The 19,610-nt window shown below is 69.3% G+C and carries 18 protein-coding genes; 12 read left to right on the forward strand and 6 right to left on the reverse strand.

Annotation, left to right across the window (positions count from 1 at the left end; genetic code table 11):
* The first annotated feature begins 42 nt into the window (after positions 1 to 42).
* The 7 genes from AB0F43_RS37030 to AB0F43_RS37060 are packed head-to-tail and all read left to right on the forward strand — an operon-like array spanning position 43 to position 8,369.
* On the forward strand, positions 43 to 1,344 hold the full coding sequence (locus AB0F43_RS37030; RefSeq protein ID WP_360488219.1) for a glycoside hydrolase family 16 protein: 1,302 nt from the start codon (positions 43 to 45) through the stop codon (positions 1,342 to 1,344).
* 42 nt (positions 1,345 to 1,386) lie between these two features.
* Positions 1,387 to 2,469 carry a cyanophycinase gene (locus AB0F43_RS37035; protein WP_360488221.1) on the forward strand — a complete coding sequence of 361 codons (1,083 nt, stop codon included), beginning with the start codon at positions 1,387 to 1,389 and terminating at the stop codon, positions 2,467 to 2,469.
* Positions 2,466 to 5,261, forward strand: a complete 2,796-nt coding sequence (cphA, locus tag AB0F43_RS37040; protein ID WP_360488224.1) for a cyanophycin synthetase — start codon at positions 2,466 to 2,468, stop codon at positions 5,259 to 5,261. Before AB0F43_RS37035 ends, cphA begins: the two co-directional genes overlap by 4 nt.
* Positions 5,262 to 5,298: 37 nt before the next feature.
* Positions 5,299 to 5,814, forward strand: a complete 516-nt coding sequence (locus AB0F43_RS37045) for a copper chaperone PCu(A)C (protein WP_360488271.1) — start codon at positions 5,299 to 5,301, stop codon at positions 5,812 to 5,814.
* Positions 5,811 to 6,983 (forward strand): Dyp-type peroxidase, encoded by a 1,173-nt coding sequence (locus AB0F43_RS37050; RefSeq protein WP_360488227.1) that lies wholly within the window; start codon positions 5,811 to 5,813, stop codon positions 6,981 to 6,983. Before AB0F43_RS37045 ends, AB0F43_RS37050 begins: the two co-directional genes overlap by 4 nt.
* 55 nt (positions 6,984 to 7,038) lie before the next feature.
* Positions 7,039 to 7,566 carry a SigE family RNA polymerase sigma factor gene (locus AB0F43_RS37055; protein WP_360488230.1) on the forward strand — a complete coding sequence of 176 codons (528 nt, stop codon included), beginning with the start codon at positions 7,039 to 7,041 and terminating at the stop codon, positions 7,564 to 7,566.
* Positions 7,563 to 8,369, forward strand: a complete 807-nt coding sequence (locus AB0F43_RS37060; protein ID WP_360488233.1) for a hypothetical protein — start codon at positions 7,563 to 7,565, stop codon at positions 8,367 to 8,369. The genes AB0F43_RS37055 and AB0F43_RS37060 overlap by 4 nt, the downstream gene beginning before the upstream one ends.
* 10 nt (positions 8,370 to 8,379) lie before the next feature.
* On the opposite strand, the gene AB0F43_RS37065 is transcribed toward AB0F43_RS37060, so the two are convergent.
* The 5 genes from AB0F43_RS37065 to AB0F43_RS37085 all read right to left on the reverse strand — a co-directional run bounded on the left by AB0F43_RS37065 (position 8,380) and on the right by AB0F43_RS37085 (position 12,903).
* Positions 8,380 to 9,237, reverse strand: a complete 858-nt coding sequence (locus AB0F43_RS37065; RefSeq protein ID WP_360488236.1) for a hypothetical protein — start codon at positions 9,235 to 9,237, stop codon at positions 8,380 to 8,382.
* Positions 9,238 to 9,304: 67 nt separating this feature from the next.
* Positions 9,305 to 10,990 (reverse strand): Mur ligase family protein, encoded by a 1,686-nt coding sequence (locus AB0F43_RS37070; RefSeq protein WP_360488239.1) that lies wholly within the window; start codon positions 10,988 to 10,990, stop codon positions 9,305 to 9,307.
* 3 nt (positions 10,991 to 10,993) lie between these two features.
* Complete coding sequence (gene fabI, locus AB0F43_RS37075; RefSeq protein ID WP_360488242.1) at positions 10,994 to 11,764, reverse strand: enoyl-ACP reductase FabI; 771 nt, start codon at positions 11,762 to 11,764, stop codon at positions 10,994 to 10,996.
* Positions 11,765 to 11,822: 58 nt separating this feature from the next.
* Complete coding sequence (fabG, locus tag AB0F43_RS37080) at positions 11,823 to 12,527, reverse strand: 3-oxoacyl-[acyl-carrier-protein] reductase (RefSeq protein ID WP_360488245.1); 705 nt, start codon at positions 12,525 to 12,527, stop codon at positions 11,823 to 11,825.
* 163 nt (positions 12,528 to 12,690) lie between these two features.
* Complete coding sequence (locus AB0F43_RS37085) at positions 12,691 to 12,903, reverse strand: dodecin (RefSeq protein WP_360488248.1); 213 nt, start codon at positions 12,901 to 12,903, stop codon at positions 12,691 to 12,693.
* Positions 12,904 to 13,056: 153 nt separating this feature from the next.
* Here AB0F43_RS37085 and AB0F43_RS37090 point away from each other — a divergent pair, with 153 nt between their 5' ends.
* Complete coding sequence (locus tag AB0F43_RS37090) at positions 13,057 to 13,404, forward strand: DUF3099 domain-containing protein (RefSeq protein ID WP_360488251.1); 348 nt, start codon at positions 13,057 to 13,059, stop codon at positions 13,402 to 13,404.
* A gap of 238 nt (positions 13,405 to 13,642) precedes the next feature.
* Positions 13,643 to 13,846, forward strand: a complete 204-nt coding sequence (locus AB0F43_RS37095; protein ID WP_360488254.1) for a hypothetical protein — start codon at positions 13,643 to 13,645, stop codon at positions 13,844 to 13,846.
* Positions 13,847 to 13,929: 83 nt separating this feature from the next.
* Here the strand turns inward: AB0F43_RS37095 and moaA are convergent, their stop codons facing one another.
* Positions 13,930 to 14,949: a GTP 3',8-cyclase MoaA gene (moaA, locus tag AB0F43_RS37100; RefSeq protein ID WP_360488257.1), complete on the reverse strand. Its 1,020-nt coding sequence runs from the start codon at positions 14,947 to 14,949 to the stop codon at positions 13,930 to 13,932.
* A 70-nt stretch (positions 14,950 to 15,019) separates the two neighbouring features.
* Here moaA and AB0F43_RS37105 point away from each other — a divergent pair, with 70 nt between their 5' ends.
* From AB0F43_RS37105 to AB0F43_RS37115, 3 genes are all read left to right on the forward strand, one after another.
* On the forward strand, positions 15,020 to 15,862 hold the full coding sequence (locus AB0F43_RS37105) for an SURF1 family protein (protein WP_360488260.1): 843 nt from the start codon (positions 15,020 to 15,022) through the stop codon (positions 15,860 to 15,862).
* A 40-nt stretch (positions 15,863 to 15,902) separates the two neighbouring features.
* Positions 15,903 to 17,633, forward strand: coding sequence for a glycoside hydrolase family 15 protein (locus tag AB0F43_RS37110; protein WP_360488263.1), 1,731 nt, complete (start codon positions 15,903 to 15,905; stop codon positions 17,631 to 17,633).
* 61 nt (positions 17,634 to 17,694) lie between these two features.
* Positions 17,695 to 18,459, forward strand: coding sequence for an SDR family oxidoreductase (locus AB0F43_RS37115; RefSeq protein WP_360488266.1), 765 nt, complete (start codon positions 17,695 to 17,697; stop codon positions 18,457 to 18,459).
* The last annotated feature ends 1,151 nt before the right edge of the window (positions 18,460 to 19,610 follow it).

Here is a 19,610-nt window from a genome sequence, read left to right on the forward strand (position 1 = left end):
GCCGCGCTCCTCGCCCCAGTGCTGGCCGCCATACCATTGACCATGGCAGCACGAGCGAGCGTGCCACCGCCTCCGGCCGGCTGGACGACCGTCTGGAGTGACGACTTCAACGGCCCCAGCGGAACCCTGCCGTCGAGTGCCAACTGGATCATCGACACCGGCCACGGCTACCCCGGCGGTCCCGGCAACTGGGGCACCGGCGAGATCCAGAACTACACGAACAGCACCAGCAACCTCGCCCTGGACGGCACCGGCAACCTGCGCATCACGCCTCGCCGCGACGCGGCCGGCAACTGGACATCGGCCCGGATCGAGACCCAGCGGAGCAACTTCAAACCGCCCGCCGGCGGTGTCCTCGCGATCGAGAGCCGGATCCAGATGCCGAACGTCACCGGCAACGCGGCCCTCGGCTACTGGCCCGCGTTCTGGGCGCTCGGAGCGCCGTACCGGGGGAACTACTGGAACTGGCCGGGGATCGGCGAGTTCGACATCATGGAGAACGTCAACGGGATCAACTCCGTCTGGGGGGTGCTGCACTGCGGCGTGAATCCCGGCGGCCCGTGCAACGAGACCAGCGGCCTCGGCGCAAGCCGCGCCTGCCCGGGCTCGACCTGCCAGTCCGGGTTCCACACCTATCGATTCGAGTGGGACACGAGCAGCTCGCCGAACCAGTTGCGCTGGTACGTCGACGGGCAGCAGTACCACTCGATCAGCCAAAACCAGCTGCCCGCGGACACGTGGTCGAACATGACCTCGCACGCCGGCTACTTCATCCTCCTGAACGTCGCCATCGGTGGCGCTTTCCCGGATGCTCTCAACGGCCCGACGCCGCGCCCTGAGACCGTGCCAGGTCACCCCATGGTCGTGGACTACGTCGCGGTGAGCTCCCGCGGCGGCGGTACGACTCCCCCGACCACGCCGCCTCCTGGTGGCGGCAGCGCCTACAGCACCATCCAGGCCGAGTCGTCGAGCCAGCAGTCCGGTATGGGCGTCGAGACCACGACCGACACCGGCGGTGGCCAGAACCTGATGCAGGTCGGCAACGGCGACTGGGCGCTCTACCGCGGCCTCGACTTCGGCAGCACGGCCGCGACGCAGTTCGTCGCCCGGGGCGCGTCCGGTGCGGCGGGTGGAGTGAGCGGCCTGGTCGACGTACGCCTCGACAGTCGGTCCAACGCCCCGATCGGCAGTTTCGCCATCGCCAACACCGGCGGCTGGCAATCCTGGCGAACCGTCCCAGCCAACATCAGCGCCGTCACCGGCGTCCACGACGTCTACCTCACCTTCACCAGCGGCCAACCAGCCGACTTCGTCAACCTCAACTGGTTCACCTTCGCCCGCTGACCGGATACGACCCCGGAGGCGGCCAGCACCTATCCTTCGGCTATGTCTGAACAGCAGGGTGGGGTGAGCAGTGGGCCGGGGGCCCTGTTTGCCATCGGTGGCGCCGAGGACAAGCTGAAGAAGCGGACGGTGCTGCAGGAGTTCGTCGAGGCCGCTGGTGGGCCGAAGGCGCGGATCGTGGTCGTGCCGACCGCGTCCGCGCTCGGCCCGGATGTCGTCGACGTCTACCGCGCGCTGTTCGCCGCCCTCGGCGCCGAGAGTGTCGTCGGCGTCCGCCCGGAGAACCGGGAGGATGCCGACGACCCGGCCTTCATCGAGCCGCTGGACGACGCGACCGGTGTCTTCATGACCGGTGGCAACCAGCTGAAGCTGGCCGGTGTCGTCACCGGTACGGCGTTCGGCCGCGCGGTCACCGCCGCCCACGCCCGCGGTGCGGCCGTCGGAGGTACGTCGGCCGGCGCGAGCATCCTGGCCGAGCACATGATCGCGTTCGGCCGGTCCGGCGCGACGCCCCGGCAGCGGATGAGCCAGCTGGCCGGCGGGCTCGGCCTGGTCCAGGGCGCGATCGTCGACCAGCACTTCGCCCAGCGGAACCGGTACGGCCGGCTGCTGTCGCTGGTCGCCCAGTCCCCCGGTCTGCTCGGCATCGGCGTCGACGAGGACACCGCGGCCGTCGTCCGCGGCACCCACCTCGAGGTCGTCGGCCGCGGCGCGGTGACGATCTTCGACGGCAGCCGGATCACGTCGAACGCCCACTACGCCAAGAGATCCGAGCCGATCCTGGCGTCCGGCGTCGTACTGCACGTGTTGCCCGCGACCGCGACCTTCGACCTGCAGGCGCGGGTGCTGCTGTCGTACGGACCGCAGCCGCCGGCCGAGGAGATCGCCGAGATGCAGGCCGCCGAGGCGGATCTGCAGAAGCTGGCCAGGGAGATCGCCGCCGAGGGGGTCTCACCCAAGTACTACGCGGAGCGCAAGCGACGGGCCGGTCGCCGTACGAAGAGACCAGCGGCCGCCGGGGAGTCCAGACCGGAGGCGACCGAGCCGATCACGGCCGGCGCCGAACTCGACCACCCCGACCTCCCCGACCGCCCCGCAACGCAATCAGACAGTGAGACTGTATGACCGACAACGCCCAAACCCACGGCACCCCCAGCCCGGACCTGAAGATCATCGAGACCCGCGTGTACCGCGGGCCGAACGTGTGGAGCTACGAGCCGGCCATCCACCTCGTCGTCGATCTGGGGTCGCTGGAGAGCTTCCCTTCCAACACCATCCCCGGCTTCAGCGAGAAGCTGCTGGAATATCTGCCCCGGCTCGACCAGCACCACTGCTCCCGCGGCCGCAAGGGCGGTTTCATCGAGCGGCTGCACGAGGGCACCTGGCTCGGTCACATCGCCGAGCACGTCGCGCTGCAGCTCCAGCAGGAGGCCGGCCACGACATGCGGCGCGGCAAGACCCGCCAGGTCAAGGGATTCCCGGGCCGCTACAACATCACCTACGCGTACGCCGACGAGCCGGTCGGCCTGGCCGCGGGAGAGCTCGCCGTACGGTTCGTGAACCACCTGGTCCAGCCGGACCCGGCGTTCGATTTCACCACCGAGCTGGAGAAGTTCATCAAGCAGGCCGAGCGAACCGCGTTCGGCCCCTCGACGCAGGCGATCGTGGACGAGGCGGTGTCCCGCGACATCCCGTGGATCCGGCTGAACAAGGCCAGCCTGGTCCAGCTCGGGCAGGGCGTGCACGCGAAGCGCATCCGGGCCACGATGACGTCGGAGACCGGTTCGATCTCGGTCGACATCGCCAGCGACAAGGACCTGACCACGCGCCTGCTCGCGTCGGCCGGTCTGCCGGTGCCGCGGTCGGAGTCGGTCCGCACGGTCGACGAAGCGGTCGCGGTCGCGCACAAGATCGGGTACCCGGTGGTCTGCAAGCCGCTCGACGGCAACCACGGCCGCGGCGTGTGCCTGAACCTGCCGGACGCGGACGCGGTCCGGGACGCGTTCCCGATCGCGGCCGAGCAGTCCCGGCGCGGCTGGGTGATCGTGGAGAACTTCGTCACCGGCAAGGACTACCGCTGCCTGATCATCAACGGCCGGATGGAGGCGATCGCCGAGCGCGTGCCCGCGCACGTCGTCGGCGACGGGATCCACACCGTGGCCGAGCTGGTCGACATCACCAACGCCGACCCGCGCCGCGGTGTCGGGCACGAGAAGATCCTGACCCGGATCACGATCAACAACGCCGCCCGGGAACTGGTCCGCAGCCAGGGGTTCGAGCTGGACGACGTGCCGCCGGAAGACACCATGGTCAAGCTGACGCTGACCGGGAACATGTCCACCGGTGGGATCTCGATCGATCGGACCTTCGAGGCGCACCCGGAGAACGTCGAGATCGCCGAGGAGGCGGCCCGGATGATCGGGCTGGACATCGCCGGCATCGACTTCATCTGCCCCGACATCACCCAGCCGGTGCGCGAGACCGGCGGCGCGATCTGCGAGGTGAACGCGGCACCCGGCTTCCGGATGCACACCAACCCGACGATCGGCGAGCCGCAGTACATCGCCAAGCCGGTGGTCGACATGCTGTTCCCGCCCGGCGCGACCAGCCGGATCCCGATCGTCGCGGTGACCGGGACGAACGGCAAGACCACCACCGCGCGGATGATCAGCCACGTGTTCAAGGGCATGGGCCGCAAGGTCGGGATGACGTCGACCGACGGCATCGTGATCGACGAGCGACTGGTGATCCGGGCGGACGCGTCCGGGCCGAAGTCCGCCCGGATGGTGCTGCAGAACCCGCGGGTCGACTTCGCCGTCTTCGAGGTGGCCCGGGGCGGGATCCTGCGCGAGGGGCTCGGCTACGAGCGCAACGACGTGGCCGTGGTACTGAATATCCAGCCCGATCACCTCGGCCTGCGCGGTGTGGACACGCTCGAGCAACTGGCCGATGTCAAGGCCGTGCTCGTCGAGGCGGTGCCCCGGACGGGGTACGCCGTACTGAACGCGGACGATCCGCTGGTGCGCAAGATGCGGCGGAAGTGCTCCGGCCAGGTGGTGTGGTTCAGCGTGGCCGAGCCGGGCAGCGAGGTGCGCGAGTACATCGAGGGCCACTGCCGGCGCGGTGGGCGGGCCGTCGTCCTGGAGCGGTCGGACCTGGGCGACATGATCGTGGTCAAGCACGGCCGCCGGTCGATGCAGCTGGCCTGGACACATTTGCTCCCGGCAACGTTCGGCGGGCGGGCGATGATGAACGTGCAGAACGCGATGGCGGCCGCCGCTGCCGCGTTCGCGGCGGGTGCGCCGCTGCACGACATCCGGCAGGGGCTGCGGACGTTCAGTACGTCGTACTACCTGTCCCCCGGCCGGTTGAACGAGATCGACGTGGACGGTCGGACCGTGATCGTCGACTACTGCCACAATGCACCGGCGATGCGGATGCTCGGCGACTTCGTCGACCGGTTGGGCGAGAGCCTGAGCGCCTCGTCGGAGCTCGGCCGGCCGTCGCGGATCGGCGTGATCGCGACCGCCGGCGACCGGCGGGACGACGACATGCGCGAGCTGGGTGAGGTCGCGGCACAGCACTTCGACGTGGTTATCGTCCGCGAGGACGCCCGGTTGCGTGGGCGCAAGCGTGGCGAGTCGGCGGAGCTGGTCGCGGCGGGTGTCCGGACCGCGATGGACAACGGAGCCCGCTGCCGGCAGGTCGACATCGAGCTGGACGAGCCGACCGCGATCCGGCACGCGCTCAGCCGGTCCAACCGTGGCGACCTCGTCGTACTGTGCGTCGACCAGCATCAGACGGTGCTGGCCGAGCTCGAGTCGGTGTCACACCTGGCGCAGGCCGGTGCTCGGTCGGGTGATGAGGGCGGTGACCCGGACTTCGTCCAGCCGGACGAGGAGCCGGCCGACGATTGACGGGAACTCGGCCGGGGCAAGCGTCGTTGGCTTGTCCGTGAAGCTGAAGTTGCTGACGGCAACACTGGCCGTCGTCCTGGTGTCCTCCTGTGGATCTTCCCCCGAGCCCGCTACCCAGGCGGCCGCGACCACGCCGTCGGTGCTGGTCGAGGATGCGTGGGTGCGGGCAACGGTCGGCGCGAAGGACGCCGGCATGACCGCGGCGTTCATGTCGCTGACCAACCCGGGGAACGCGGACATCCAGTTGACTTCGGCAACGTCTCCGCTGGCCGGGACGGTGCAGTTGCACGAGATGGCGATGAAGGACGGCACGATGGTGATGCAGGAGAAGGCCGGTGGCATCAACGTCCCCGCCACGTCCCACACGCACCTCTCCCCCGGTGGCGACCACGTCATGCTGATGGGCCTCAAACAGCCGTTGAAGCCCGGTGACGAGGTCCCGGTCACCCTCAAGTTCTCCGACGGCACCACCCACGACCTGACCGTCCCGGTCAAGACCTTCACCGAGGAAGAAGAGCACTACCACCCGACTCCCACGCCCTCCGCGAAGTGACCACCAGACGACAATTCTTCGGGTACGCCGGAGCGGCCGCAGCGGGTGCGGCTGTCTCCGGCGGTGCTGTGGTTGCGCTTGGCAACGACGAGCCCGCGCATCAGCCGGCGGCTCGGGTGATCTCGCCGTACGGCGAGCATCAGCCGGCTGTTGCGGCGCCGTCACCGCGGCATGCGGAGTTGGTGGCGTTGAAGCTGCTGCCGGGCACGGACAAGGCGGCGCTGGGCCGGTTGATGCGGTTGTGGAGCAACGACATCGTTGCCCTGGCCAACGGGCGGCCAGCGCCGGGTGACACGGCGCCCGAGCTGGCGGTGGCGAATGTCGCGCTCACCACGACGGTCGGGTTCGGCACGCGGGTCTTCGAACTGACCGGGAGCAAGCCTGCTGGCCTGGACGATCTGCCGGTGATGAAGCACGACCGGCTCGACGCTGCCTGGTCGGATGGGGACTTGCTGGTGATGGTGGGCGCGGACGACGCGGTGAGCGTGGTGCACGCCGTACGGCGGCTGGTGGCTGACGCGAAACCGTTCGCCACGCCGGTCTGGCGACAGACGGGGTTCTGGAGCGGGACCGGCTCCGACGGTCAGCCGGTGACCGGCCGCAACCTGTTCGGCCAGGTCGACGGCACCGGCAACCCTGGCGTCGGTACGCCGGAGTTCGACAGCACGGTGTGGTCGTCCGACGGCCCCGACTGGTTCCACGGCGGTACGACGCTCGTCGTACGACGGATCCGGATGAACCTGGACACCTGGGACGAGCTGACGCGTTCGGAGCAGGAGCGGGCGGTCGGCCGGAAGCTGTCGAACGGCGCACCGCTGACCGGCGCGGCCGAGCACGACGAGCTCGATCTGGAGGCCCGCGACGCGGACGGACGGCTGGTGATCGCCGAGAACGCGCACGCCCGGCTCTCCCACCACTCGGAGAACGACGGGCGCCGGATCTTCCGGAAGGGCCTCAACTACGTGCACGACGACGGGCCGAACCGCGAGTCCGGCCTGATCTTCCTCAGCTACCAGGCCGACGTCGCCGGCCAGTTCCTCCCGCTGCTGGCCCGCCTCGACGCGGCCGACGCCCTCAACGAGTGGACCACCACGATCGGCTCCGCTGTCTTCGCCCTCCCGCCCGGCTTCCAGCCCGGCACCTGGCTGGCTCAAGACCTCCTCGCCTGACCTGTCACCCTGCGACGCTGATGACGGCGTTCAAGGGGGTGAGGAAGGGATGCCGATGAGAGAAGAACCAGCCGAGGACTTCGACGCGTTCGTGCGGGCTCGGTGGAGTGCGACCGCGCGGCTTGCGGATGCGCTCACGCTGGACCATCAGAAGGCCGAAGACCTCGCTCAGGAGGCCTTCACCAAGTTGTGGTTCCACTGGCGCAAGGTAGGCAGTGAGAACCCGGAGGGATATCTGCGCAAGATCGTCACGACCACGTTCCTGTCCGCTCGCCGCCGCCGCTGGATCGGCGAACGCCCGACCCAGACGCCACCCGACACGGCGGTCGGTTCCGCCACCGGGCAAGTGGACGAACGGCTCGCGCTGCGCGCCGCGATGGCGCGGCTGAGCCCACGGCAGCGCGCCGCGGTCTATCTCCGGTACGCCGAGGACCTGTCCGAGCAGACGGTCGCCGACCTGCTCGGCTGCACGGTCGGCGCCGTGAAGCAGCACACCCGGCGTGGGCTGGATGCGCTCCGCAACGACCAGCACTTCACCACACCCGACGAACTGGCCGAACTGGCCGGGAGGGGGATCGTATGACCGACGACCTGAGCACCAAGCTCGCCGTACTGACCGAAGGCCGTCCCGAGCCTGCCGACCCGGCCGCGCCGGTCCGCCTGCGCATCAAGCGCCGCCAACGCCGCCGCCGCGGTACGGCGGTCGTCGTGGCGACCGCGGCGGCCACTGCCGCTGTCCTCGCTACTGGTCCGCTCCTCAGTTCCATCCGCTCGGCCGGCGACGAACCCGGTGCCGCCGGCTTCGGGGTGCCACCGGCGATCACCACTCCGATCGTCCTGCCGCCGCCGTGGTCGGACGAGGTGTTCACCAAGCTGCCGGACGCGAACGCGTACAAGCCGAAGGCCTACTACGTCGCGAAGGGGACGATCCCGACCGAGAGCTGGGCGATGCTCGCCTTCTCGGAGTACGGCTGCATGGTCAGCGATGAGGGCCCGGCGAACAGCTTCGGCCGTCCGTACGTCTGCTTCAACGACTGGAAACCCGGCCAGCGGGTCAGCCACCACGTGGTTCAGGGGCACGCCAAGGAGAAGGATGCCGCCGAGATCAACGCCACCCTCATCTTCGGAGCGGTGTCGGCCGACGCGCGCTCGGTGGCACTGCAGGTTTCGAGTCGCACTTACCGGCTCAGCGCTGTTGGCACGCCGGCCACCGATCGGCTGCGGTTCTTCGCTGTCGTCGTACCGGAGAAGGACGTGAAGGACGTCAAGATCACCCCGGTGGACGCGGCCGGCAACGTGGCCGACGCACCCACCGGCGTACCGACCGGTATGCCGTGTGACACGGAACCGGACACCGAATGCGGGACGGCCACGCCGTCAAAGTAAGTCGGCGACGTCAGGACGCCGGCTGCTGGCGACGCGGCAGCAGCCGGCGCTTCGGCTCGTCGCGGTCGATCCAGTCGAGGTCGTCGGACAGTACGGCGTCGTTCGTGCGGTCGGCGTACGGGTCGGGCGGCGGCGGGGCTGGCGGAAGTGCGCGCAGCTTGAGCGCCACCATCGGGATCGCGAGCAGCACGGCCAGCACCAGCCAGGGCCAGTACTCACGCAGCATCGGCTCGAACGACTGGAAGAACGCGTCCGTCGCCGCGTCCGCGGTCTCGTCGGTAGACCGGCCCGCACGCGCCTGGCTGATGCTGCGCACCCCGGCGACAACACCGAACGACACTAGGTAGAAACCGGCCAACGGAACCCAGAAGTACGCCGATCTCCACCCGCGCCGCCAGCAGGCGACGTACAGCAACAGGGCGAGCCCGGCCGCGACCAGCAAGCCGTTCAACTGCCACAGCCAACGCCAATCCTGTAGCTGGTTGGCCGGCCGGAGCGCCAGCCAGGCGACCGGAATCGCCAACGTGAACGCAGCAACGACCGAGCTTCTGGTGCCCAAGGCACCGAACAGCCCGCCGACAGCGCTTGCCACCAGCAACGTGATCATCGGGGCCTGGTCGGTGACGGAGTGGCCGGTCAGCCACCACATGCCGGTGGCAACGACCAGGAGGAGAGGCAGGGTGAACCGAACCCGGCCGACGAACAACCCGGCCGCCACACCACCGGTGAACCCGCCCAGGACGAGCAGGTCCAGCCGCTCCGGCACGAACAGCGTCGTACCCTCCGGGAGTCCCTTCAGATACGTGGCGGCGAAACCCGCCACGAACCAGGCGACGACCGCGGACGGCACCGACCACAGGTAGCGCATGTCACCCCGATTCCGCCCGGAGCACGGGCGGAGGGGCCGGCCTTCGGGCCGTCCCCACCCCGTCCGGTCAGGCGTGGGCTCTCTCGACCTTGGCTTTCAAGGTCTCCGGTGTGTCGACGGTAGCCCCCTCGGCCCGCAACCAGGCGTCAAGACTCGCCCGATCCTGCAGAGACATCACCGCGACCACGTCCCCGGGCTTCGCCTCGGCGACCAGCGCCTGCGCCGCCGCCAGCTCGGTCGGGTACGACGGGACGTCGTCCACGCCGACCGACGCGGCCCCTTCCCGGAACACCGCGTCGAGCTCTTCCGGCGGCCGTCCGCGCAGGTAGTCGCTCTTGTGGCCGATCATCACCCGATCGGCTGCCCGTGCGCCCATCGCGCCCAGCGCCAAGACCATGTCGTCGGACCGGTCCCCCGGCGAACCCAGGGCCAGCAGCAGCCGGCCACTCGGCTCCCGGACGCCGTGCATGATCTCGAGCAGCGCTTCCAGGCCGGCCTCGTTGTGCGCGAGATCGATCACCACGGTGAAGTCGCGCAGCGAGTACATGTTCATCCGGCCGGGGTTGTTCTCGTTCGGCGCGAAGGTGCTCAGGCCCTCGATCACCGCGGCCCGCGGCAGCCCGAGACCGAGCGCCGCCGACGCCGCGGCCAGCGCGTTCTCCACGTTGTAGTGGGACAGCCCGGACAGCGTCATCGGTACGTCGACGACCTTCAGCAACGGCTCCGGGTCGCTGGCCTGGTCGAGGACGGTGATGAACCCGTCCAGCACGGTCGTCGCCCGGCCGCCCTCGTCCAGCACGGTCCGGATCGACGGCGAGTCGGGGTCCCGGGAGAACACCCAGCACTTGGCCGGTGAGCCGAGCCGCATCGCGAACGTCCGCGGGTCGTCACCGTTCACCACGCACCAGCCACGCGGCCGGGTGATCTGCGTGATGACCGCCTTCACCTCGGCCAACTGGTCGATGGTGTCGATACCGCCCAGCCCGAGGTGGTCGGCGGTGACGTTGGTGACCACGGAGACGTCATTCGAGACCACGCCGACGCCGCGCCGGAGGATGCCGCCGCGGGCGGTCTCGGTGACCGCGAGCTGGATTCCCGGCTGGGACAGCACCTGACCGGCGCCGCTCGGGCCGGAGTAGTCGCCGTACTTGACCAGCTTGCCGTCGAAGTACACGCCGTCGGTGCTGGACCAGCCGACGTGCAGCCCGGCGGCGCGGCCGATGTGCGCGATCATCCGCGAGGTGGTGGTCTTGCCGTTCGTCCCGGTCACCGCGACGACCGGCACCTTCGGCCGCAGCGTCGGCGGCGGGTTGCCCGGCGGTTCGTCCCGGACCCGTTCCCCGACCGTCGTGATCAGGTCGGTCAGGTCGTCGGCGCCGAAGGCATCCAGCACCTCGACGATCGCTTCCCCGAGCGCCCGGGCCCGGCCCTCGTGCGCCCACGGGTAGGCCACGACCAGGCGTCGTACGTCGGACTCGGGCCGGACCCGGACGCCGATCCGGCCGATCCCGGCCTCCCGCGCGATCCGGCGTACGACGTGACCGGTGACCCGGATCGCGAACCGCTGCCGGAAGCCGGAGCCGATCCGGCCGGGCCGGGTGGCACCCAGACCGATGGCCTGGGCGTACGCCTTCGCGGCCGGGGCCGGGGCGTCGACGAGTGCGGAGACGTCGAGCGTGAGCTTGACGGCGGCACGGCTGAAGTAGAGGTTGGCGCCGTCCAGGACCCGGAGCTCAACCAGAGATGTGGCCAACCCCTACGCTCCCATCGCGTGGTAGCCGCCGTCGACGTGCACGATCTCGCCGGTGGTCGCGGGGAAGAAGTCGCTGAGCAGGGCGACGATGGTCCGGCCGGTCGGCTCGAGGTCGGACGGGTCCCAGCCGAGCGGGGCCCGGTCCAGCCACGGCTCCTCGAACTTCTCGAAGCCGGGGATCGCCTTGGCCGCCAGCGTCTTCAGCGGTCCGGCCGAGACCAGGTTGCAGCGGATGCCCTGGGTCCCGAGGTCGCGGGCCAGGTACCGGCTCGTCGACTCGAGGGCGGCCTTGGCCACTCCCATCCAGTCGTACCCGGGCCAGGCCACGGTCGCGTCGAAGGTCAGCCCGACGACGCTGCCGCCGCGGCTCATCAGCGGCGCGCAGGTGACAGCGAGCGCCTTCAGCGAGTACGCCGAGACGTGCACGGCCTGGGACACGTCCTCCCACGGCCCGTCCAGAAACTTACCGCCGAGGATGGTCTCCGGGTTGCCGTACGCGATCGAGTGCACGACACCGTCCAGCCCGTCGACATGCTCGCGTACGGCGTCCGGCAGCGCCGCGAGGTGGTCGGGATTCGTGACGTCCAGCTCCAGGACGGGTGGCTCGACCGGCAGGCGTTTCGCGATCCGTTTGGTGATGCTCAGCGCGCGGCCGAAGTTCGAGATCAGCACGGTGGCGCCCTGTTCCTGCGCCACCTTGGCCGTGGCGAAGCCGATCGAGGAGTCCAGCGTGACTCCGGCGACCAGGATCCGCTTGCCGTCGAGGATGCCCACCGGCGTCCCCCCTTTCAAAATTACGCAGCCTAGAGAGGTTTGCTAGAGAGTTGGTTGTCTAGTTGCCCATGCCGATGCCGCCGTCGACCGGGATCACCGCACCGGTGATGTAACCGGCCTCCGCGGAGGCGAGCCAGCGGACCGTGGTGGCGATCTCCTCGGTCAGACCGAACCGGCCGAGCGGGATCTGGCTCAGGTACTGCTTCTGGGTCTCTTCCGGCAGCACCGCGGTCATGTCGGTCTCGACGAAACCGGGGGCGACCACGTTCGCGGTGATGCCACGGCTGCCCAGCTCGCGGGCCATCGACCGGGCCATGCCGATCAGGCCGGACTTGCTGGCCGCGTAGTTCACCTGGCCGGGCGAGCCGAGCATGCCGACGACCGAGGAGATGAAGACGATCCGGCCCTTGCGCAGCCGCAGCATCCCCTTCGCCGCGCGCCGGGCGACCCGGAACGAACCGGTGAGGTTCGTGTCGATGACCGACGACCAGTCGTCGTCGGACATCCGCAGCAGCAGCGTGTCGCGGGTGATGCCGGCGTTCGCCACCAGCACCTCGACCGGGCCCTGCTCGTCCTGGATCGTCTCGAAGGCCGCGTCGACCTGCTCCTGGTCGGTGATGTCGCACTTGACCCCGAGGAAGCCCTCCGGCGGTTCGCCGCTGCGGTAGGTGACAGCGACCTGGTCGCCGGCCTCCCGGAACGCGGTCGCGATCGCCAGCCCGATCCCCCGGTTGCCACCGGTCACCAACACCGACCTGCTCACAAGCCCTCCTCACACGACGCCAGTCGGACGAACGCTATCGCGGCCCCACAGCACCGTCGTTCGAGGGGCTGTCCCCTCGAACGACGGGTTCTCTGTCCGGGTACGAGGGGAGAACCCGTCACCCCGGTGGATATCCCCTCGAACGTCGGCGGACGGGTGTGGGTCAGGAGTCTTCGAGGCGGAAGCCGACCTTCATCCCCACCTGGTAGTGGTCGATCTGGTTGTCGACGATATGGCCGCGGATCTCGGTGACCTCGAACCAGTCGAGGTGGCGCAGCGTCTCGCCGGCCCGGGCGATCCCGTTGGTGATCGCCTGGTTCAGGCCCTCCTTCGAGGTGCCGACGATCTCGGTCACGCGGTAGGTGCGGTTACTCATCGCCGTCCTCGCTTCGCTGCGGGCGCCGATGAGGCACAAGCGGACTGTATTGGATGATGCCCTCGCTGACGCTCGGTCATGGCACGTTCCTTCCATCCTGGCTGCGCCCGGGCGAACGACGCGGCGTACCGTTGGTTCTGGTGAGGAGGATAGATGTCGAGACGCCGTGAGCGGGGCGACGAAACCGTCATCTCGGTGACGAGTGCGCAGCCGGGCCGGTCGGAGGATCTGGACAGCCGGATCGCCCGCTACGCGTGGATGATGTCGATCCGGATCGTGTGCTTCGTGCTGGCCGTCATCACCCCGTCGCCGTGGCGCTGGATGTTCATCGTCGCGGCCGTGTTCCTGCCGTACGTCGCGGTGGTGCTGGCCAACGCGCACCGGACCACCCAGCTGTCCAGCGCGGACCCTTATACGGCCCCGGAACGCCCGGCAATCGGGTCGCATCCGACGGTCGTCACGCCGCCAAATGAGGACCGTACGATCGACACCGAAAAGTGATGTGTGCCGGGACTGGAAACTTTGCCATCATCCGTGTCAGAATCTCCCGCGTGCTCTGAAGTTCACGGATGAAATTCAGGGACTTGATGCGGCGTCGGACGGCTCCCCCCGTGGCTGTCCGACGTCGCTTCATTTTCCCCCACTCTTTTGATTATTGAGTGGTCAGGAACAATTCACCTGCACGCTCAGGAAAGACCGGGGCGGCGGGGTGGGGAAGGCATTCAAGGGAGCACCTGTGATGACTGAAGAAGCCTTGCCGTCCACCTGCTCCTCCAAGGGGTGCGGCGCGCCGGCGCAGTGGGCGCTGCTCTGGAACAACCCGAAGATCCACACTCCGGACCGGCGCAAGACCTGGCTTGCGTGTGACGAGCACAAGGACAGCTTGTCCGACTTCCTCGAACGCCGGTCATTCCTGCGCGAGGTCGAGCCTTTCTCGGAGTGAATCGGCGTACACCGAAAAAACGCATTTCCGGATTAGGCCGGTTTGGCACAGCGTTCAACCGGTTCTTGTTGGGTTGAGCCGGTTCAGCCGCCGATGGCCGACATCGGCCGGGTCGGCTGCAGGAAGCTCGGGTCGTTGATGCCGTGGCCGGGAAGTTTGCTCCGCATCGCGCGCCGCCACCGGTCGGCCAGCTCCTCATCGTCGGCGCCGGAACGCAGCGCCGTCCGCAGATCTGATTCGGTGCGGGCGAACAGGCAGTCGCGGACCTGTCCGTCGGCGGTCAGCCGGACCCGGTCGCAGTCGCCGCAGAACGGGCGCGTGACAGAGGCGATGATGCCGACCGTCTGCGGCCCGCCGCGGACGGTGAAAGACTCGGCCGGCGCGCTCCCCCGGGCGGCCGCGTCCGTCGGCTCGAGCCCGAACGGCTCGGCGAGCTGGGCGAGGATCTCGTCGGCGGTCACCATGGTGGCGCGATTCCAGCCGTGCTGAGCGTCCAACGGCATCTGCTCGATGAACCGCAGCTCGTAGCCACGCTCCAGGCAGAACTCCAACAGCTCCGGCGCCTGCTGCTCGTTCACGCCGCGCATCAGCACCGCGTTGACCTTTACCGGGGTCAGCCCGGCCGCCTGGGCCGCTTCGAGCCCGGCCAGCACGTCCTTGATCCGGTCCCGCCGGGCGAGCTGCTGGAACGTGTCCGGGCGGATCGTGTCCAGGCTCACGTTCACCCGGTCCAGACCGGCGTCCTTGAGCGCCTGGGCCTGGCGGGCCAGGCCGATCCCGTTCGTGGTCAGTGACACCTGGGGGCGTGGCAGCAACTCCGCCGTACGCGCGACGATGCCGACCAGACCGCGACGCAACAGCGGCTCACCGCCGGTGAACCGGATTTCATGTACGCCGAGTAACCGAACTGCCACGGAGACGAGTCGAACCACCTCGTCGTCGGTGAGTAACTCCGGTTTCGCCAGCCAATCGAGGCCTTCCTCGGGCATGCAGTAGCTGCAGCGCAGGTTGCAGCGGTCCGTGAGGGACACCCGCAGATCCGTGGCGATCCGGCCGAACCTGTCCGCCAAGCCCAGCTGAGTCACCTCTTCGGTTGCTGTCACGGCTCCCAGCCTACGTGCCGGGGGCCGACGGTTTCAGGGGATGGCCTAAGTTCGAGATGTGGGTCGCCTGATGAATGTCCGCTGGATCGCCGCCGCACTGGCGGTCCTGGTGCTTGCCGGAGTCTGCGTCCAGCTCGGTCGCTGGCAGTTCCACCGCCTGGACGAGCGCAAGGCGCGCAACGACGTCACCCGCACCAACCTGGCCGCTCCCCCGGCGCCAATCGGCCAGATCGTCGGCGCGGACGGGGTCGTCGGCGACCAGCACGCCTGGCGTACGGCGGTCGTCACCGGCCGGTTCGACGCGTCGAAACAGGTCGTCCTGCGGTACCGCAACGTCAACGACCGGCCAGGGTTCGAGATCGTCACCCCCCTGGTTCTCCCCGACGGCAAGGCGGTTCTGGTCGACCGTGGGTTCCTGGCCCGCCAAGGCGCCGAGCTCGCGCCCGGCCACATCCCCGCCGTACCGGCCGGCGAGGTGACCATCACCGGCCGGCTGCGGCGCAGCGAACGCGGCGGGCACACCAACGGCGGTACGCCGGACAACGGTACGGCGCGGCTCATCAACGGACCGGACTTCGCGAAGGCCCTCAACCTGGACCTGTACGACGGCTACCTGACCATCGACAAGCAGGAGCCGGCCAACGACCCCGCGTTCGGCGCGTTCCCGGGACCGGAGATCGACGACGGTCCACACTTCTTCTACGGGCTGCAATGGTTCTTCTTCGCCCTGCTCGCCCTCGGCGGCCTGGTCTACTTCTCGCGACAGGAAGTACGCGGTGACTCTTCCCCCGACTCCCCCGACTCCGGCGGGTCCACCGACTCCAGCGGCTCCGGCGGGTCCGCCGACTCCAGCGGCGACGACTCGTCCGAACCGGCGCAGCCGGCCGAAGTCCGTACCGGCGCGGCGGATTGAGGACTACGCGCTGATCGGAGACCTGCAGACGGCCGCGCTGGTGTCGAAGCAGGGCTCGATCGACTGGCTGTGCCTCCCGCGGTTCGACTCACCAGCCTGCTTCGCCGCCCTCCTCGGCTCCGACGACAACGGGCATTGGCGGCTCGCACCGCGCGACGCCGATGCGAAGAGCAGCCGCCACTACCGCGGTGACACGCTGGTGCTGGAGACCGAGTGGTCCACGTCGAGTGGCTCGGTCCGGGTGATCGACTTCATGCCACCACGTGATGCGGCGCCGGATATCGTACGCATCGTCCAGGGCATCAGTGGCACCGTCTCGATGCGGTCCGAGCTGCGGCTGCGCTTCGATTACGGCCACGTGGTCCCGTGGGTGCAGCGGGCCGACGGTCAGGTCGTCGCGATCGCCGGACCGGACGCGGTGTCGCTGCGGTCCGACGTCCACCAGTACGGCCGCGACTTCGCGACGTACGCGGACTTCGAGGTCTCGGCCGGTGATCAGGCCTGGTTCGTGCTCACCTGGCATCCGTCCCACCACCCGGTGCCCAAGCCGACCGACGCGATCGCCTCACTCCGGCCGACGGAGACGTACTGGACCGACTGGATCGGTCGCACCACCGACGCCGACGGGTTCGAGGACGAGGTCACCCGCTCGATCCTGACCCTCAAGGCGCTGACCTACGCGCCGTCCGGCGGCATCGTCGCGGCGCCGACCACCTCGCTGCCCGAGACCCTTGGCGGCCAGCGCAACTGGGACTACCGGTTCTGCTGGTTGCGCGATGCGACGATGACGCTGGCGGCGATGCTGCGGTCCGGATTCACCGAAGAGGCGGTCGCGTGGCGGAACTGGCTGCTGCGCGCGATCGCCGGCGACCCGGCCGACCTGCAGATCATGTACGGCGTGACCGGCGAACGCCGGCTGACCGAGTTCGAAGCCGGCTGGCTCCCGGGGTTCGGGAACTCGGCGCCGGTGCGGATCGGCAACGCGGCCGCGGAGCAGCTGCAGCTGGACGTGTTCGGCGAGGTGATGGACGTCCTCGCGCTCGCCCGGGAGTCCGGGATCGGGCCGAGTGACGATGCCTGGTCGATGCAGCGCGGCCTGATGCGGCGCCTGACCGACATCTGGGACCAGCCGGACGAGGGGATCTGGGAGGTCCGCGGCGGGCGGCAGCACTTCACGTACTCGAAGGTGATGGCGTGGGTTGCGTTCGACCGGGCGGCCCGGGCGGTCGAACGGTTCGGCATGAGCGGGCCTGCCAAGCAGTGGCGTGCGACTGCCGACCAGATTCACCGCGAGGTGTGCGAGAAGGCCTTCGACACCGACCGCGGGACCTTCACCCAGGCCTACGGCAGCAAGGCGCTCGACGCGGCGGTGCTGCTGATCCCGCAGGTCGGCTTCCTGCCGCCGGACGATCCGCGCGTGGCCGGCACGGTCGAGGCGGTGCAGCGCGAGCTGGCGTACGACGGTTTCGTCCGCCGCTACATCACCGACCACACCGACGACGGGCTGCCGGGCGACGAGGGCGCGTTCCTGATCTGCTCGTTCTGGCTGGCCGACTCGCTGTCGCTGATCGGCCGGGTCGGCGAGGCCCGCGACCTGTACGACAAACTTGTTGCCCTGCGCAACGATGTCGGCCTGCTCGCGGAGGAGTACGACCCGGTCTCCGGACGGATGCTCGGCAACTTCCCGCAGGCGTTCTCCCACCTCGGCCTGGTGAACACGGCCTGGCACCTCAACTCGACCGAGACTCCGCTGCGCCGATCGGCGTACTAGAGAACTTGCCGTCGGCCACCAACCGGCCGTCGGCGTGCGAGATCAGGTGCGGTGAGGCAGGATGGTGCCCGTGGACCTCGGACTGCGCGATCGCACCTACATCGTCACCGGCGCCAGCGCCGGCCTCGGCTTCGCCACCGCGAAAGCCCTGGCCGCGGAAGGTGCCCGGCTCGTCATCTCCAGCCGGAACGAGGAGTCGATCACCCGCGCCGCGGCCGAGCTCGGCGAGAACGTGGTCGGCATCTCCGTCGACAACGCCGACCCGGAGAGCGCCGAGCGGCTGGCCGCGACCGCGATCGCCAAGTGGGGTGCGCTGCACGGCGCCCTGATCAGCGTCGGCGGCCCGCGCCCGGGGTCCGCCCTCGACACCGACGAGGACGACTGGCGGAAAGCCTTCGACAGCGTCTTCCTCGGCGGTCTTCGGATCGCCCGCGCGGTCGCCCGCGCCGGCTCGGAGGGTACGTCGATCGCCTTCGTGCTGTCGTCGTCGGTGAAGTCGCCCATCCCCGGCCTGGCGATCTCCAACGGCCTCCGCCCAGGGCTGGCGATGGTCGCCAAGACCCTGGCCGACGAGCTCGGCCCGAACGGCATCCGCGTCAACGGCCTGATGCCCGGCCGGATCGCCACCGACCGCCTCAGAGAACTCGACGCCAAGGGCGGCGACCCCGACGCCGCCCGCCGCGCCTCGGAGAAAACCATCCCCCTCCGCCGCTACGGCACCCCCGACGAATTCGGCCGCGTCGCCGCCTTCGTCCTCTCCCCCGCCGCCTCCTACCTCACCGGCACCATCCTCCCCATCGACGGCGGCGCCCTCCGCGCAATCTAACCCCGCACGCCGGATCACCTACCGCGTACGCCGGATCTAGGCGACTGTGGTGACGCACGCTCCCGTAAGAGGACTGTGGGGACGTCTGCTGGGGAAAGGCGAGCGTGGTGACGCGTGCTCGGTGAAGCGAACTGGTGACGCGTGCTCGGGGGACAGCTGTGGGGCGCGGCTCCGGGCTGCTTGATGGTGCTGGTCGGACGCAGCTATCCCGGAGCAGCTCACCCGAGTGGTCACGGGGGTGGACACGGTGTGCCGGCCTGGATGCGCCGGATTCCCTTAGGCCTGGATCGGGGCCGGGGGCCGGTGTTCGATGGGTGGGCGGTTCTGCCCGCATGCCGGCCACAACCGGCCAGATCCCAGGACCTTGAACACCTTCTGGGGTCCAGAGACAGGCCATGACATGTCCCCGGTCCCCAGGACGTGTTCAAGCCCCCGGCGACCGACTCTCGGATCCCGGGATGCGGACAAAACCGCTCATATGCCGGGCAACCCGGCCAGCGGCGCGTCCCGCTGGCGGGTTATGTCACCGCTGGCGTGTTGCAACCGGCCACCGGTGACACAACCGGCCAGCCGCCACCCCGATTGCCCCCGAAACGCAGGCGCACCACCCAGCCCATCCACCACCGTGAGGGCGACCTGCCGGATGTGTGGCTGGGATTCGGTGGGTGGGCGGTTTGGTCCGCATGCTGGTCAGAACCGGGCACGACGCGGGGCGTTGAACACCTTCTGGGGCCCTGACACACGCAATAACCTGTCCCAGGTCCCCAGTTCCTTCAAACCCCCGGCGACTGACTCTTGGGATCCCGGGATGCGGACGAAACCGGTCACATGCCGGGCAACCCGGCCAGCGGCGCGTCCCAGTGGCGGGTTATGTGACCGCCGACGTGCTGCAGGCCGGCCAGCGGTGACACAACCCGCCAGCCGCCACCCACATCAACATCCAACCGGGCCCGGTGATCCCCATCCCCCAGCCGACACGCCGACCACACCAGTCCGACCCAGTCCGCGGCATCCACGGCCGCTCACCGCATCCGCACTGGACTGCGACCACTCGGATGAGCTGCTCCGGGATAGCTGCGTCCTTCCCTGGTCGTGGTGGCGTGGGTCAAGGGTCGAACTTGTTCGATCCGCGCAGCGGACGCCGAAGGCGC

Source organism: Kribbella sp. NPDC023972 (assembly GCF_040639075.1).
In the GTDB taxonomy this organism is placed as follows: Bacteria; Actinomycetota; Actinomycetes; order Propionibacteriales; family Kribbellaceae; genus Kribbella.